Annotated in this window: 11 protein-coding genes; 7 read left to right on the forward strand and 4 right to left on the reverse strand. The window is 64.0% G+C overall.

The features are described 5' to 3' along the window. Positions 1 to 38 precede the first annotated feature (38 nt). The 3 genes from EJA05_RS10150 to rloA are packed head-to-tail and all read right to left on the reverse strand — an operon-like array spanning position 39 to position 3,096. Positions 39 to 1,019, reverse strand: coding sequence for an alpha-L-glutamate ligase-like protein (locus tag EJA05_RS10150; RefSeq protein WP_125858136.1), 981 nt, complete (start codon positions 1,017 to 1,019; stop codon positions 39 to 41). After that, positions 1,019 to 2,554, reverse strand: coding sequence for an osmotic stress tolerance membrane protein RloB (rloB, locus tag EJA05_RS10155; protein ID WP_125463489.1), 1,536 nt, complete (start codon positions 2,552 to 2,554; stop codon positions 1,019 to 1,021). Before rloB ends, EJA05_RS10150 begins: the two co-directional genes overlap by 1 nt. Before the next feature lie 5 nt (positions 2,555 to 2,559). Continuing rightward, positions 2,560 to 3,096 (reverse strand): retropepsin-like aspartic peptidase RloA, encoded by a 537-nt coding sequence (gene rloA / locus EJA05_RS10160; protein WP_125463490.1) that lies wholly within the window; start codon positions 3,094 to 3,096, stop codon positions 2,560 to 2,562. A gap of 285 nt (positions 3,097 to 3,381) precedes the next feature. On the opposite strand from rloA, the gene EJA05_RS10165 reads away from it, so the two are divergent. The 6 genes from EJA05_RS10165 (at position 3,382) to prpD (ending at position 11,997) form a co-directional block, all read left to right on the forward strand. After that, on the forward strand, positions 3,382 to 4,098 hold the full coding sequence (locus EJA05_RS10165; RefSeq protein ID WP_125463491.1) for a GntR family transcriptional regulator: 717 nt from the start codon (positions 3,382 to 3,384) through the stop codon (positions 4,096 to 4,098). Beyond that, positions 4,095 to 4,985 carry a methylisocitrate lyase gene (prpB, locus tag EJA05_RS10170; protein WP_125858137.1) on the forward strand — a complete coding sequence of 297 codons (891 nt, stop codon included), beginning with the start codon at positions 4,095 to 4,097 and terminating at the stop codon, positions 4,983 to 4,985. The genes EJA05_RS10165 and prpB overlap by 4 nt, the downstream gene beginning before the upstream one ends. Positions 4,986 to 5,155: 170 nt before the next feature. Beyond that, positions 5,156 to 6,283 carry a bifunctional 2-methylcitrate synthase/citrate synthase gene (prpC, locus tag EJA05_RS10175; protein WP_125858138.1) on the forward strand — a complete coding sequence of 376 codons (1,128 nt, stop codon included), beginning with the start codon at positions 5,156 to 5,158 and terminating at the stop codon, positions 6,281 to 6,283. 169 nt (positions 6,284 to 6,452) lie between these two features. Continuing rightward, positions 6,453 to 9,041 (forward strand): Fe/S-dependent 2-methylisocitrate dehydratase AcnD, encoded by a 2,589-nt coding sequence (gene acnD, locus EJA05_RS10180; RefSeq protein ID WP_125858139.1) that lies wholly within the window; start codon positions 6,453 to 6,455, stop codon positions 9,039 to 9,041. Between the two features lie 132 nt (positions 9,042 to 9,173). Further along, on the forward strand, positions 9,174 to 10,364 hold the full coding sequence (prpF, locus tag EJA05_RS10185) for a 2-methylaconitate cis-trans isomerase PrpF (RefSeq protein ID WP_125858140.1): 1,191 nt from the start codon (positions 9,174 to 9,176) through the stop codon (positions 10,362 to 10,364). Between the two features lie 148 nt (positions 10,365 to 10,512). Beyond that, on the forward strand, positions 10,513 to 11,997 hold the full coding sequence (gene prpD / locus EJA05_RS10190) for a 2-methylcitrate dehydratase (protein WP_125463495.1): 1,485 nt from the start codon (positions 10,513 to 10,515) through the stop codon (positions 11,995 to 11,997). 185 nt (positions 11,998 to 12,182) lie between these two features. On the opposite strand, the gene acnB is transcribed toward prpD, so the two are convergent. Next, entirely contained in the window at positions 12,183 to 14,792 is a 2,610-nt protein-coding gene (gene acnB / locus EJA05_RS10195) for a bifunctional aconitate hydratase 2/2-methylisocitrate dehydratase (protein WP_125466170.1), read from the reverse strand. 406 nt (positions 14,793 to 15,198) lie between these two features. Here acnB and EJA05_RS10200 point away from each other — a divergent pair, with 406 nt between their 5' ends. Beyond that, positions 15,199 to 15,678 (forward strand): DUF1289 domain-containing protein, encoded by a 480-nt coding sequence (locus EJA05_RS10200; RefSeq protein WP_125858141.1) that lies wholly within the window; start codon positions 15,199 to 15,201, stop codon positions 15,676 to 15,678. The last annotated feature ends 88 nt before the right edge of the window (positions 15,679 to 15,766 follow it).

Consider the following 15,766-nt stretch of genomic DNA (forward strand, 5'->3'; position numbering starts at 1 on the left):
CTGGCTGTGCTAGCGCGGGGCAAGCCCGCTCCCTCGGTTCAACCTGTGTGCACGTGCCCGAACAGGCCTTGTGCCACTTTTACCCGTTCTTCGGCGGTCTCGGTGCGGCCTTCCTTGGCCAACGCCTCGATGTGCGCCTCGATGGCATGGGTGCGCTGGGTGAGGCCGCAGTCGTTGGCGATCTGGATGTTCAGGCCAGGGCGGGCGTTGAGCTCGAGGATCAGCGGGCCCTTGTCCTGGTCCAGCACCATGTCCACGCCGATGTAGCCCAGGCCGCACAGCTCGTAGCAGCTGGCGGCAAGCTTCATGAAACCGTCCCAGTTCGGCAGCTGCACACCGTCAACCGCGTTGGTGGTGTCCGGGTGCTTGCTGATGATCTTGTTCAGCCAGGTGCCGCGCAGCGTCATCCCCGTGGTCAGGTCGACGCCCACGCCGATGGCGCCCTGGTGCAGGTTGGCCTTGCCGCCGGACTGGCGGGTGGGCAGACGCAGCATGGCCATCACCGGGTAGCCCATCAGCACGATGATGCGGATGTCCGGCACGCCCTCGTAGCTGATGCTCTTGAAGATCTGGTCCGGGGTGACCCGGTACTCGATCAGCGCGCGGTCACGGTGCCCACCCAACGAGTACAGCCCGGTGAGGATGCTGGAGATCTGATGCTCGATCTCTTCGTGGCTGATGATCTTGCCGGAAACCGTGCGGTAGCGTTCCTCGAAGCGGTCGGCGATCACCAGGATACCGTCACCGCCGGCACCCTGCGCCGGCTTGATGACGAAGTCGGTGCGCTCGCCGATGATCTCGTGGAGCTTCTCGATCTGCTTCTCGGTCTCGATGATGCCGTACATCTCCGGCACATGGATGCCGGCCGCCAGCGCGCGCTCCTTGGTGATGATCTTGTCGTCGACGATCGGGTACAGGCTGCGCTTGTTGTACTTGAGTACGTAGTCCGCGTTACGCCGGTTGATACCCATGATGCCCCGGGCCTCCAGGGCTTTCCACGTCTTGATCAGGCCGAACATCAGGCGTCAGCCTTCTTCAGGAAAGCCTTGAAACGCACGAGCTCGGTCAGGCGGTAGCCGCGGTAGCGACCCATCGCCAGCATGAAGCCCACCAGGATCAGCAGTACCGCCGGGAAGGTGAAGACGAAGTAGGTCAGCTCCGGCACGGTCATCAGCAAGTGCGCCAGGGAGGCGGCGAACAGGGTGCCGATGGCCACTTTCATGGCATGGCCGCCGCCGCGCTCTTCCCAGGTGATCGACAGGCGCTCGATGGTCATGGTCAGGATCACCATCGGGAACAGCGCTACCGACAGGCCGCGCTCCAGGCCCAGCTTGTGGCTGAACAGGCTGATGGCGGCGATCAGCACCACGACGAAGGTCAGCACCACCGACAGGCGCGGCAGCATCTGCAGCTTCAGGTGTTCAAGATAGGAGCGCAGCGACAGGCCCAGGGCGGTGATCACCGTGAACAGCATGATGCCGAAGCCCAGCTGTGTTTCGCGGAAGGCCAGGGCGATCAGCACCGGCGTGAAGGTGCCCAGGGTCTGGATGCCGATCAGGTTGCGCAGCACCAGGATCACCAGCACACCGATCGGGATCATCACCATGATCATGAAGGTCTGCTGGGTCTGCAGCGGCAGGCCGTACAGCGAGTACTCGAGGAAGTCGGCGTCGGTATTCTCGTCGGTCAGCTTGGCCAGGCGGATGGCGTTCATCTCGCTATTGTTCATGCTGAAGGTGACGTTGGCCTTCTTGCCGCCATCGACGGTGATCAGGTTGTCGTCACCGGTCCACCACAGCAGGCGGTCGCTGGGCAGGCCCTGTTCGCCGGTGTCCGGGTTGAAGTAAAGCCAGTCGTTGCCGTTGAAGCTGCGCAGCCACAGTTCAGGGGTTTGCGGGGTATCGGCCACCAGACGGATGGTGTGCACTTTCTCCAGCGGCACATGGGCGATGGACAGCAGCAGGTCGATGATCTGCGCCTTTTTCATCGTCGAGGTGTCGCCGGCCAGCAGCAGCTTGACGTTGTCGTCGTTGAGATTGTTGACACGTTTGATGGTCTCGCCGACGAAGGTCTCGACGTCGGCCGAGTGCTGGCGGATCGGCGCCATCAGCGCCTCGGCGGCCAGCTTCTCAGGGCCTTCGATGGCCAGGCTGTCACGGAAGGTCGGGCCTTTGATCTTGGTCTTCTCGGCGCTGTAGCGCTTGGTCAGTACCAGGCGGTAGTACAGCGTCTGGTTGCCGCTGGCGCGGCGTGCCGACCAGGTCACCTTGCGGTTGCCATCGACCCGGTTGACGCTCACCCCGTAGTTGTTGGAGATGAAGCTCTCGTTGAGGCTGACATAGTCACGGTTGAGCGGGGGCACGAACATCTGCACCTTGACCGGGTCCTTGGTGCTGGCGACGAATTCGACCTTGGCGTCGATGTTCCACAGGTCGTCGGTCTCGTCTTCGGTCACCGGGATGCCGAGGAAGAAGATCTGGTAGGCCGTGACCGCAACGCCCAACAACACCAGGACGGTGATCAGGACTTTCAGGTGGAGGGTAAGAGAGCGCATCGGAATTACTCTGCTTTGGTAACTTCGGTGGCACAGGCAGGTTTGCCGGCCGCGTATTTAAGGCTTGGGTCGACCAGCGCATCGAGGTGCTTGAGGGCCTCGGAACCGATCAGCAGCGGGAACTGGAACGCGCTGCGGTCGGTGAGGTTGACCTCGATGGTGCGTTGGGTCTGGCCCATGCAGATATCGAGCTCGATGACCGGGCGGGCCGTGTAGGCCTTGCCGGACTCGGCGTCATAGTCCCCGGCGCGGCGCTTGATCTTGCTGACGCGGGCCAGGGGGCGTTCGATGGGGTGCTTGTGGGCGGCGTCGATCGCCAGATAGAAGCGCACCCAGCTCTCGCCGTTGCGCTTGAAACGCTTGATGTCGCGGGCACTGAGCGAGGCGGTCTTGGCGCCGGTGTCGAGTTTGGCCGCCACTTCCAGGTCGAGGTCGCCCAGGCGCGCGTATTCGTTCAGGCCATAGACGGTTTTCTCCGCCGCAGGCGCAAGGGCCGGCAGCAGAGTCAGGCAGAGCAGCAATAAAGCGGGTATGGGTCTCATAATCCTGGCGCGGTGCTGTGCGTGGTTCAGGGCAAGGCGACTGGCCAAGCGTCCCTATTGGCCTGCCATCAGCATGAAATGATGACAGGCAGCGTATCCATGCTCCCGAAGGAGCGCGGCATTCTATCACGCCGATGTGTTGACGCCAGCGCACCCGCGATCAGACCCCAGGGTGGTGCGGTAAGTTCGTTATTAGACAATTGTCGACAATGTTCTTTTTGTCTTTGACTCTTCTAGTCTGTTTAGCTAGTTTTGCCGTCATTGAATGTGAAGGTGTCGACAATCATGCTGGACACAGCCCAAGCCACCCCAATCCTGCAGGACGAGACCGAGACCCTCTCGGAAAACGTCTTCCGGCGCATCCAGGCGGCCATCGTCAAAGGTGAAATCGCGCCTGGCAGCAAGATCTCCGAGCCGGAACTGGCACGCACCTATGGCATCAGCCGCGGCCCGCTGCGCGAGGCGATTCACCGGCTGGAGGGCCAGCGCCTGCTGGTGCGGGTGCCGCACGTCGGTGCGCGGGTGGTGTCGCTCGGCCATGCCGAGCTGATCGAGCTCTACGAAATCCGCGAGTCGCTCGAAGGCATGGCCTGCCGGCTGGCCGCCGAGCGCATGAGCCAGGCCGCCATCGACGAACTGCGCGAAGTGCTCGACACCCATGAGCGCGACGCCGCGTTTCAGGCCGGGCAGGGCTACTACCAGCAGGAAGGCGATCACGACTTCCACTACCGGATCATCCAGGGCAGCGGCAACCAGACCCTCTACAAGATGCTCTGCGGCGAGCTCTATCAACTGGTGCGCATGTACCGCCTGCAGTTCTCGACCACGCCCAATCGGCCACGCCAGGCCTTTGCCGAGCACCACCGCATTCTCGACGCCATCGAAGCCCGCGACGGCGAACTCGCAGAACTCCTGATGCGTCGCCACATCGGCGCGTCCAAACGCAATATCGAGCGTCACTACCAAGGCGCCGACAACAATAGCCCACGAGGTGAGTCATGACAGTGAAGAGCACGCCCGGTCAGCGTTTCCGTGACGCGGTTGCCGCCGAACATCCGCTGCAGGTGGTCGGGACCATCAACGCCAACCACGCTCTGCTGGCCAAGCGCGCCGGCTTCAAGGCCATCTACCTGTCCGGTGGCGGTGTCGCCGCCGGGTCCCTGGGCCTTCCGGACCTGGGCATCAGCAACCTGGACGATGTGCTCACCGACGTGCGCCGCATCACCGACGTGTGCGACCTGCCGCTGCTGGTGGATGTCGACACCGGTTTCGGTGCCTCCGCCTTCAACGTTGCCCGCACCGTCAAGTCGATGAGCAAGTTCGGCGCCGCCGCCATCCATATCGAAGACCAGGTCGGCGCCAAGCGCTGCGGCCACCGCCCGAACAAGGAGATTGTCTCCCAGCAGGAGATGGTCGACCGCATCAAGGCCGCGGTGGATGCCCGCACCGACGACAGCTTCGTGATCATGGCGCGTACCGACGCCCTGGCGGTGGAAGGCCTGAACGCCGCCCTGGACCGTGCCGCCGCCTGCATCGAGGCCGGCGCCGACATGATCTTCCCGGAAGCCATCACTGAACTGTCGATGTACAAGACCTTCGCCGACCGAGTGAAAGCCCCGATCCTGGCCAACATCACCGAATTCGGCGCGACGCCGTTGTACACCACCGAAGAGCTGGCCTCGGTGGACGTGTCGCTGGTGCTGTACCCGCTGTCGGCCTTCCGTGCCATGAACAAGGCTGCCGAGAACGTCTACACCGCCCTGCGCCGCGACGGTACGCAGAAGAACGTGGTCGACACCATGCAGACCCGCATGGAGCTCTACGATGCCATCGGCTACCACGCCTTCGAGCAGAGCCTCGATGCGTTGTTCGCCCAGAAAAAAGGATAAGTGAATGCCTGCACCGGCCTCTTCGCGGGTGAACCCGCTCCCACAGATGAGGCGCTGTATCTGAAGCTGTGCGATCCCTGTGGGAGCGGGTTTACCCGCGAAGAGGCCGGCACAGGCAAACCGATTAGCCAGAAAGACCTCGATAACAAATTCAAGAAAGGAGAAACACCATGGCCGAAGCAAAAGTACTCAGTGGCGCAGGCCTGCGTGGTCAGGTGGCCGGGCAGACCGCCCTGTCGACCGTCGGCCAGGCCGGCGCCGGCCTGACCTACCGCGGCTATGACGTGCGCGACCTGGCCGCCGGCGCCGAGTTCGAGGAAGTCGCCTACCTGCTGCTGTACGGCGAGCTGCCGAGCAAAGCCGAACTGGCCGACTACAAGCGCAAGCTCAAGGGCCTGCGCGACCTGCCACAGGCGCTCAAGGAAGTGCTCGAACGCATTCCGCGCGACGCCCACCCGATGGACGTGATGCGCACCGGCTGCTCGCTGCTCGGTACCCTGGAGCCGGAGCTGACCTTCGACGCCCAGCACGACAAGACCGACCGCCTGCTGGCGCTGTTCCCGGCAGTGATGTGCTACTGGTACCGCTTCACCCATCACGGTGTGCGCATCGACTGCAGCAGCGACGAAGACACCATTGGCGGCCACTTCCTGCACCTGCTGCACGGCAAGAAGCCAAGCGCGCTGCACGTCAAGGTGATGAACGTCTCGCTGATCCTGTACGCCGAGCACGAGTTCAACGCCTCGACCTTCACCGCCCGGGTCTGTGCCTCGACCCTGTCGGACCTGTATTCCTGCATCACTGCCGCCATCGGCTCGCTGCGTGGCCCGCTGCACGGTGGCGCCAACGAGGCGGCAATGGAGCTGATCGAGCGCTTCCAGAGCCCGCAGGAAGCTACCGCCGAGCTGCTGCGCATGCTCGAGCGCAAGGACAAGATCATGGGCTTCGGCCACGCCATCTACAAAGAGTCCGACCCGCGCAACGAGGTGATCAAGGGCTGGTCGAAGCAGTTGGCCGACGAAGTGGGTGACACGGTGCTGTACCCGGTGTCCGAAGCGATCGACAAGACCATGTGGGAGCAGAAGCGCCTGTTCCCCAACGCCGACTTCTACCATGCCTCGGCGTACCACTTCATGGGCATCCCGACCAAGCTGTTCACCCCGATCTTCGTCTGCTCGCGCCTGACCGGCTGGGCCGCGCACGTGTTCGAGCAGCGCGCCAATAACCGCATCATCCGCCCGAGCGCCGAATACACCGGCGTCGAGCAGCGCCAGTTCGTGCCGATCGAACAGCGTTGATAAGCAGGTGACGAGCTCTTGTGGGAGCGGGCTTGCCCCGCGATGGCGGCAGCGCTGGCAACGGCGCTTGACCTGTCGATGCCATCGCGGGGCAAGTCGCAGCGGCGAACCGCCGCTCCCACGGGATCGCCGTCTGCCCAGGTAAACCGTGACCGAGCCAGATAACGATATGAACAGCGCATTCCGCAAGAACCTGCCAGGCACCGCCCTGGACTACTACGACGCCCGCGCCGCGGTCGAGGCAATCAAGCCAGGTGCCTACGACGGCCTGCCGTATACCTCCCGCGTACTGGCCGAAAACCTCGTGCGCCGCTGCGATCCGGCCACCCTCGATGCGTCGCTCGAGCAGCTGATCGAACGCAAGCGCGACCTCGACTTCCCCTGGTTCCCGGCCCGCGTGGTGTGCCACGACATCCTCGGCCAGACCGCGCTGGTGGACCTGGCCGGCCTGCGCGACGCCATCGCCGACAAGGGCGGCGACCCCGCCGCAGTCAACCCGGTGGTGCCGGTACAGCTGATCGTCGACCACTCGCTGGCGGTGGAGTGCGGCGGCTTCGACCCGCAGGCCTTCGAGAAGAACCGCGCCATCGAAGACCGTCGCAACGAAGACCGCTTCCACTTCATCAACTGGACCAAGAAGGCGTTCAAGAACGTCGACGTGATCCAGCCGGGCAACGGCATCATGCACCAGATCAACCTGGAGAAGATGTCGCCGGTGATCCACAGCGAACGTGGCGTGGCCTACCCGGACACCTGCGTCGGCACCGACAGCCACACCCCGCACGTCGACGCCCTGGGCGTGATCGCCATCGGCGTAGGTGGCCTGGAGGCCGAGAACGTGATGCTCGGCCGCGCCTCGTGGATGCGCCTGCCGGAAATCGTCGGCGTCGAGCTGACCGGTCGCCTGGCGCCGAATATCACTGCCACCGACCTGGTGCTGGCGCTGACCGAGTTCCTGCGCAAGCAGAAGGTGGTGGGTGCCTACCTCGAGTTCCATGGTGTGGGTGCCAGCGCGCTGACCCTGGGCGACCGTGCCACCATCTCCAACATGGCCCCGGAATACGGCGCCACCGCGGCGATGTTCGCCATCGACCAGCAGACCATCGACTACCTCAAGCTCACCGGCCGCGATGAGCAGCAGGTGCAGTTGGTCGAAACCTACGCCAAGGCCGCCGGCCTGTGGGCCGACAGCCTGGCCAAGGCCGAGTACGAGCGCACCCTGAGCTTCGACCTGTCGAGCGTGGTGCGCAACATGGCCGGCCCGTCCAACCCGCACGCCCGGGTAGCCACCAGCGACCTGGCGGCCAAGGGCATTGCCGGGCAGTGGCAGGAGGTGCCAGGGCAGATGCCGGACGGCGCGGTGATCATCGCCGCCATCACCAGCTGCACCAACACCAGCAACCCGCGCAACGTGATCGCCGCGGGCCTGCTGGCGCGCAACGCCAACAAGCTCGGCCTGGCCCGCAAACCATGGGTCAAGTCGTCGCTGGCGCCGGGCTCCAAGACCGTGCAGCTGTACCTCAAGGAGGCCGGTCTCGAGCAGGAGCTGGAGCAGCTGGGCTTTGGTGTCGTCGCCTTCGCCTGCACCACCTGCAACGGCATGTCCGGTGCACTGGACCCGGTGATCCAGCAGGAGATCATCGACCGCGACCTGTACGCCACCGCCGTGCTGTCGGGCAACCGCAACTTCGACGGGCGTATCCACCCGTACGCCAAGCAGGCTTTCCTCGCCTCGCCGCCGCTGGTGGTGGCCTATGCCATCGCCGGCACCATCCGCTTCGATATCGAGAAGGATGTGCTGGGCGTGGTGGACGGCAAGGAAATCCGCCTGAAGGACATCTGGCCGAGCGACGAGGAAATCGACGCCGTAGTACGTGCTTCGGTCAAGCCGGAGCAGTTCCGCCAGGTGTACATCCCGATGTTCACCATCGAGGAGGACAAGGGGCCGAAGGTCGCGCCGCTGTACGACTGGCGCCCGATGAGCACCTACATTCGCCGCCCGCCTTACTGGGAAGGCGCCCTGGCCGGTGAGCGCACCCTGCGCGGCATGCGCCCGCTGGCGGTGCTGCCGGACAACATCACCACCGACCACCTGTCGCCGTCCAACGCCATCATGCTCGACAGCGCCGCGGGTGAGTACCTGGCGAAGATGGGCCTGCCGGAAGAAGACTTCAACTCCTACGCCACCCACCGTGGCGACCACCTGACCGCCCAGCGCGCCACCTTCGCCAACCCCAAGCTATTCAACGAGATGGTGCGCAAGGACGACGGCAGCGTGAAGCAGGGTTCGCTGGCGCGCATCGAGCCGGAAGGCAAGGTGACCCGTATGTGGGAAGCCATCGAAACCTACATGCAGCGCAAGCAGCCGTTGATCATCGTCGCCGGTGCCGACTACGGCCAGGGTTCGTCCCGTGACTGGGCGGCCAAGGGCGTGCGCCTGGCGGGGGTCGAGGCGATCGTCGCCGAAGGCTTCGAGCGTATCCACCGCACCAACCTGGTGGGCATGGGTGTGCTGCCGTTGGAGTTCAAGCCAGGCACCGACCGCAAGACCCTGGGGCTCGATGGTAGCGAGGTCTATGACGTGCTCGGTGAGCGCAAGCCACGCGCCACGCTGACCCTGGTGGTCACGCGGCGCAATGGTGAGCGTGTCGAGGTGCCGGTGACCTGCCGCCTGGATACCGCCGAAGAAGTGTCGATCTACGAGGCGGGCGGGGTGCTGCAGCGCTTTGCCCAGGACTTCCTGGAAGGCACGGCCTAACAGGAGCAGCATGGCCCCTGTGGGAGCGGGTTTACCCGCGAATGCGTCGGCAGGATCAACATCATTGCTTGATCAAACGCCTTCGCGGGTAAACCCGCTCCCACAGGGTGTCGTGCAAGACAGGAATTGACCATGACACATGTACCGCAAATCAGAATCCCCGCCACCTACATCCGTGGCGGCACCAGCAAAGGCGTGTTCTTCCGCCTGCAGGACCTGCCCGAACAGGCGCAGATCCCAGGCCCCGCCCGCGATGCCCTGCTGCTGCGGGTGATCGGCAGCCCCGACCCCTACGGCAAGCAGATCGACGGCATGGGCGGCGCGACGTCCAGCACCAGCAAGAGCGTGATCCTGTCGAAAAGCATCAAGCCCGACCATGATGTCGACTACCTGTTCGGCCAGGTGTCGATCGACAAGGCCTTCGTCGACTGGAGCGGCAACTGCGGCAACCTCTCGGCTGCGGTCGGTTCGTTCGCCATCAGCGGCGGCCTGGTCGACCCCGCGCGTGTGCCACGCAACGGTGTCGCCACCGTGCGCATCTGGCAGGCCAACATCGGCAAGACCATCATCGCCCATGTGCCGATCACCGAGGGTGAGGTACAGGAAACCGGCGATTTCGAACTCGACGGCGTGACCTTCCCGGCCGCCGAGGTGCAGCTGGAGTTCCTCGACCCGGCCGCCGACGAGGACGGTGACGGCGGGGCGATGTTCCCCACCGGCAATCTGGTCGACGACCTTGAAGTACCGGGTGTCGGCACCTTCAAGGCAACCCTGATCAACGCCGGCATCCCGACCATCTTCATCAATGCCGCCGACCTCGATTACACCGGCACCGAACTTCAGGACGCGATCAACGGTGACGTCGCTGCACTGGCGCGGTTCGAGACCATTCGCGCCCACGGCGCGGTGCGCATGGGGCTGATCGAGCATATCGACCAGGCTGCCGGGCGTCAGCACACCCCCAAGGTCGCGTTCGTCGCGCCGCCAACCACCTACACTGCTTCCAGCGGCAAAGTGGTCAATGCGGGCGATGTCGATTTGCTGGTGCGCGCCCTGTCCATGGGCAAGTTGCACCACGCCATGATGGGCACCGCGGCGGTTGCCATTGGCACGGCAGCGGCGATCCCCGGGACCCTGGTCAACCTTGCCGCAGGCGGTGGCGAACGAAGTGCGGTGCGCTTCGGTCATCCGTCCGGGACATTGCGCGTGGGAGCACAAGCCCGCCAGGTGGACGGGCAATGGACCGTGACCAAAGCAATCATGAGCCGCAGTGCTCGGGTGCTGATGGAGGGCTGGGTGCGCGTGCCTGGCGACAGCTTCTAACGCACCAATGGCGCTCGGCTTTCGTTGAGCGGGGCCGCGTTGCGGCCCATCGCCGGCAAGCCGGCTCCCACAGAGACTGAATTCTCCTGTGGGAGCCGGCTTGCCGGCGATGGGCTGCAAAGCAGCCCCAGTTCCAAAGGAGCCGCAAATGAGCGCCAACGCTGATCTGAACACCCGCCCCGACTACGACCAGGTCCTGCAGACCCTCGCCGACTACGTGCTCGGTTACCGCGTCGAATCCCCCGAAGCCCTGGATACCGCCCGCCACTGCCTGATGGACACCCTTGGCTGCGGCCTGCTGGCGCTGCGTTTCCCCGAATGCACCAAGCTGCTCGGCCCGCTGGTCGAAGGCACGGTGGTGCCCAATGGCGCCCGCGTGCCCGGCACCGCCTACCGCCTCGACCCGGTCAAAGCCGCCTGGGACATTGGCTGCATTGTCCGCTGGCTGGACTACAACGACACCTGGCTGGCCGCCGAATGGGCCCATCCCTCGGACAACCTGGGCGGCATTCTCGCGGTCACCGATCATCTGTCGCAGAAGCGCGTGGCCGGTGGCGAAGCACCGCTGACCATGCGCGAGGTACTCGAGGCCATGGTCATGGCCCACGAGATCCAGGGCGTGCTGGCGCTGGAAAACGCCTTCAACCGGGTCGGCCTGGATCATGTGCTGCTGGTCAAGGTCGCCTCGACGGCAGTGTGCGCCAAGCTGATGGGCGCCAACCGCGATCAACTGCTGTCGGCCTTGTCCCATGCCTTCGTCGATGGTCAGGCCCTGCGCACTTACCGCCATGCGCCTAACGCCGGCTCGCGCAAGTCGTGGGCGGCGGGTGATGCCTCCAGTCGGGGCGTGCGACTGGCCGATATCGCCCTGCGCGGTGAAATGGGCATTCCCGGTGTGCTCAGTGCTGCGCAGTGGGGCTTTTATGATGTTTCGTTCAGCCACAGCAACAAGGACCTGGCCCTCAAGCAAGAGGCCCAGCGCGAATTGCGCCTGCCGCAGCCCTTTGGCAGTTACGTCATGGAAAATATCCTGTTCAAGGTCAGCTTCCCCGCCGAGTTCCATGCCCAGACTGCCTGCGAGGCGGCGGTGATGCTGCATCGGCAGGTGCGCAACCGCCTGCACGAAGTCGACCGCATCGTCATCGCCACCAACGAGTCGGCGATCCGCATCATTTCCAAGGAAGGCCCGCTGGCCAACGCCGCCGATCGTGACCATTGCCTGCAATACATGACCGCTGTGCCGCTGATCTTCGGCGACCTGGTGGCCGAGCACTATGAAGACAGCTTCCACGCCGCCCACCCGAGCATCGACCGCTTGCGCGAGAAGATGGAGGTGGTCGAGGAGCCGCGCTTCAGCCGCGAGTACCTGGAGGCGGACAAGCGCTCGATCGCCAATGCCGTGCAGGTGTTCTTCAAGGACGGCACCCACACCGAGCAGGTGGTGGTGGAGTACCCGATCGGCCATCGGCGCCGGCGGGAGGAGGGGTTGCCGTTGCTGGAGGCCAAGTTCAGGGCCAACCTGGCGACGCGGTTCGTGCGCCAGCGCTGTGAGGAGATTGTGGCGTTGTGCAAGGACCAGGTGAGGCTGGAGGCCATGCCCGTGCACAGGTTTGTCGATCTGTTTGTGATTTGATGTTGCCTGTCCTGGCCTCTTCGCGGGTAAACCCGCTCCCACAGGGTTGGCGCAGAACCTAGGCACTGCGCGATCCTGTGGGAGCGGGTTTACCCGCGAAGAGGCCAGAACAAGGCCAACAAAAAAGCCCCGGCATCGCTGCCGGGGCTTCTTCTTACCGCTTGTAACTTACCACTTGCAGCTGCTTACGCCTGAACCACCGGGATCTTGGCGTTGGCGGCCGCTTCGCGGAACTCGGCGATCTGGTCGAAGCTCAGGTAGCGGTAGACGTCGGCAGCCATGCTGTCGATGTCCTTGGCGTACTGCATGTACTCTTCGACGGTCGGCAGCTTGCCGATGATCGAAGCGACAGCAGCCAGCTCGGCTGAGGCCAGGTACACGTTGGTGGCGTCGCCCAGACGGTTCGGGAAGTTACGGGTCGAGGTGGAGACCACGGTCGAACCGGTCTGCACACGTGCCTGGTTACCCATGCACAGCGAGCAGCCTGGCATTTCCATGCGCGCACCGGCCTTGCCGTAGATGCCGTAGTAGCCTTCTTCGGTCAGCTGGTGAGCGTCCATCTTGGTTGGCGGAGCCAGCCACAGACGGGTAGGGATACCGCCCTTGACCTTGTCCAGCAGCTTGCCGGCAGCGCGGAAGTGACCGATGTTGGTCATGCACGAACCGATGAACACTTCGTCGATCTTCTCGCCCTGTACCGAAGACAGCAGGCGGGCATCGTCCGGGTCGTTCGGCGCGCAGAGCACAGGCTCTTTGACGTCGGCCAGGTCGATCTCGATGATCTCGGCGTACTCTGCGTCTTTGTCAGCCGACAGCAGCTCAGGCTTGGCCAGCCAGGCTTCCATGGCCTGGGCGCGACGCTCCAGGGTGCGGGCATCGCCGTAGCCTTCGCCGATCATCCAGCGCAGCAGGGTGATGTTGGACTGCAGGTACTCGGCAACGGCCTTCTCTGGCAGCTTGATGGTGCAGCCGGCAGCGGAACGCTCGGCCGAGGCGTCGGACAGTTCGAACGCTTGCTCGACGGTCAGTTCGTCCAGGCCTTCGATTTCCAGGATGCGGCCGGAGAAGGCGTTTTTCTTGCCCTTCTTCTCGACGGTCAGCAGGCCTTTCTGGATGGCGTAGTAAGGGATGGCATGGACCAGGTCACGCAGGGTGATGCCAGGCTGCAGCTTGCCCTTGAAGCGCACCAGAATCGACTCTGGCATGTCCAGCGGCATGACGCCGGTGGCAGCGGCGAAGGCCACCAGGCCGGAACCGGCCGGGAACGAGATGCCGATCGGGAAGCGGGTGTGCGAGTCGCCACCGGTGCCGACGGTGTCAGGCATCAGCATGCGGTTCAGCCAGCTGTGGATGATGCCGTCGCCTGGGCGCAGCGACACGCCGCCACGGGTGCGGATGAAGTCTGGCAGGGTGTGGTGGGTGGTGACGTCGATCGGCTTCGGATACGCGGCGGTGTGGCAGAACGACTGCATGACCAGGTCGGCGGAGAAGCCCAGGCACGCCAGGTCTTTCAGCTCGTCGCGGGTCATCGGGCCAGTGGTGTCCTGGGAACCGACGGTGGTCATCTTCGGCTCGCAGTAGGCACCTGGGCGCACGCCCTGGCCTTCCGGCAGACCGCAGGCACGGCCGACCATCTTCTGCGCCAGGGTGAAGCCCTTGGTCGAAGCGGCAGGTTGCTCTGGCTTCTTGAACAGGTCGGAAGCACCCAGGCCCAGTTCGGCGCGGGCTTTCTCGGTCAGGCCACGGCCGACGATCAGCGGGATACGGCCGCCAGCGCGGACTTCATCGAGCAGCACTTCGGTTTTCAGCTCGAAGCTGGTGACCAGCTCGTCGCTGCCGTTGCGGCGCACTTCGCCCTTGAACGGGTAGACGTCGATGACGTCGCCCATGGCCAGGTTGGTGCAGTCGAATTCGATCGGCAGGGCGCCGGCGTCTTCCATGGTGTTGTAGAAGATCGGGGCGATCTTGGTGCCGAAGCAGAAGCCGCCAGCGCGCTTGTTCGGAACGTACGGGATGTCGTCGCCGAAGAACCACAGCACCGAGTTGGTGGCGGATTTACGCGAGGAACCGGTACCGACCACGTCACCGACGTAGGCAACCGGGTGGCCTTTGGCCTTGACCGCTTCGATCTGGGCCAGCGGGCCGACCGAACCAGGCTGTTTGGGCTCGATGCCGTCGCGGGCCATCTTCAGCATGGCCAGGGCGTGCAGCGGGATGTCAGGGCGCGACCAGGCGTCCGGGGCAGGGGACAGGTCATCGGTGTTGGTTTCGCCAGGCACCTTGAACACGGTCAGGGTGTACTTGTCGGCGATGGCCGGACGCGAGGTGAACCACTCGCCGGCAGCCCAGGATTCCAGCACGGCCTTGGCGTGGACGTTGCCCGCCTTGGCTTTTTCGGCCACGTCGTGGAAGGCGTCGAACATCAGCAGGGTGTGCTTGAGCTGTTCGGCCGCGACGGCGCCCAGTTCGGCGTCATCCAGCAGCGCTACCAGCGTTTCGATGTTGTAGCCGCCCTGCATGGTGCCCAGCAGCTCGACAGCGCGCTTGCGGTCGAGCAGTGGCGACTTGGCTTCGCCCTTGGCGATGGCGGAGAGGAAAGCGGCCTTGACGTAGGCGGCTTCGTCCACCCCTGGCGGAACGCGGTTGGTGATCAGGTCTACGAGGAAGGCTTCTTCGCCGGCCGGCGGGTTTTTCAGCAGCTCGACCAGGCCTGCGGTTTGTTCGGCGTTCAGCGGCTGGGGCACGATACCCAGAGCGGCACGCTCTTCGATGTGTTTGCGGTAGGCTTCAAGCACAGTTATTACCCTCATCAGTGGTCCCTAAAGGGAGTCCGGGACGCTCATCCAGCATTCAATGCACCCATGCGCAGCGCCGACTTTTTGAGTCGCACCGCCAGGGTCGCAAAGAATCCTTACAGAAGCTGCTTTCAAAGTTTTACGCCTGTAGAACGGGAGGCTGATGAGGGCTGGCACGGGCATGCGAGGGGTGCATGGCCCGGGCCAACGCCGTTCTACCGGATCAACTGTGCTCGTGACGCTTTGAAAACAGCTTCCAACGGACATTGTTGCCTTGAAAAGGCGGAGTGATTCTACGGCAAAAAATGCCCGAAGGTAAGGCGGCAAAGATGACTTTAACCAGTGACCCTGGTTAGACAAAGGGCTAACATGAGCCGGTGTTCCGCCCTCAAGCTGTTGTTTTCCAATGACCAACCAGTCCATCAAGACCCCTTGCGTCGGCCTCTGCTCCACGGTGTATGGAGATCTGGTATGCCGTGGCTGCAAGCGTTTCCATCACGAAGTGATCCACTGGAACGGCTACGACGACGAGCAGAAGCGCGCCGTGTGGCTGCGCCTGGAGCAACTGCTGGTGCAGGTGATGATGGCCAAGCTGGAAGTGTTCGACAAAGGCCTGCTGCGCCAGCAACTGGAGCAGCGTTCGATCCGCTTTGTCGTGCAGCAGTCGGAATATTGCTGGGCTTACCAGTTGATCGCCCGGGGCGCGCGGATGATCCGCGACCTGGAAGCGTACGGGATGGCGTTGTTGCCGGAGTTCCGCGATTGGGACTTGCCGCAACTGCGTGATGCCATCGATCGGGAGTTCTTCTTGCTGTCCGAGGCGCATTACCAGCGCTACATCGCGCCGAGTTTTCTGCGTGATGCCCTGGATCGCGGTCAGGGCTAAAGCTCTCGGGTGATGCTGCTGGCCTCTTCGCGGGTAAACCCGCTCCCACAGATGCACCACAGCCTTTGAAATCTGTGTCGAACCTGTG

Origin of the sequence: Pseudomonas oryziphila (assembly GCF_003940825.1) — a bacterium.
GTDB lineage: Bacteria > Pseudomonadota > Gammaproteobacteria > Pseudomonadales > Pseudomonadaceae > Aquipseudomonas > Aquipseudomonas sichuanensis.

Bases quoted from the DNA above. Each gene is read 5' to 3' on its own strand.
- EJA05_RS10200 (WP_125858141.1), top strand. From the start codon at position 15,199: ATGACCAACCAGTCCATCAAGACCCCTTGCGTCGGCCTCTGCTCCACG.
- acnD (WP_125858139.1), top strand. From the start codon at position 6,453: ATGAACAGCGCATTCCGCAAGAACCTGCCAGGCACCGCCCTGGACTAC.
- prpC (WP_125858138.1), top strand. From the start codon at position 5,156: ATGGCCGAAGCAAAAGTACTCAGTGGCGCAGGCCTGCGTGGTCAGGTG.
- EJA05_RS10165 (WP_125463491.1), top strand. From the start codon at position 3,382: ATGCTGGACACAGCCCAAGCCACCCCAATCCTGCAGGACGAGACCGAG.
- EJA05_RS10150 (WP_125858136.1), bottom strand. From the start codon at position 1,019: ATGTTCGGCCTGATCAAGACGTGGAAAGCCCTGGAGGCCCGGGGCATC.
- rloB (WP_125463489.1), bottom strand. From the start codon at position 2,554: ATGCGCTCTCTTACCCTCCACCTGAAAGTCCTGATCACCGTCCTGGTG.
- prpB (WP_125858137.1), top strand. From the start codon at position 4,095: ATGACAGTGAAGAGCACGCCCGGTCAGCGTTTCCGTGACGCGGTTGCC.
- prpD (WP_125463495.1), top strand. From the start codon at position 10,513: ATGAGCGCCAACGCTGATCTGAACACCCGCCCCGACTACGACCAGGTC.
- rloA (WP_125463490.1), bottom strand. From the start codon at position 3,096: ATGAGACCCATACCCGCTTTATTGCTGCTCTGCCTGACTCTGCTGCCG.
- prpF (WP_125858140.1), top strand. From the start codon at position 9,174: ATGACACATGTACCGCAAATCAGAATCCCCGCCACCTACATCCGTGGC.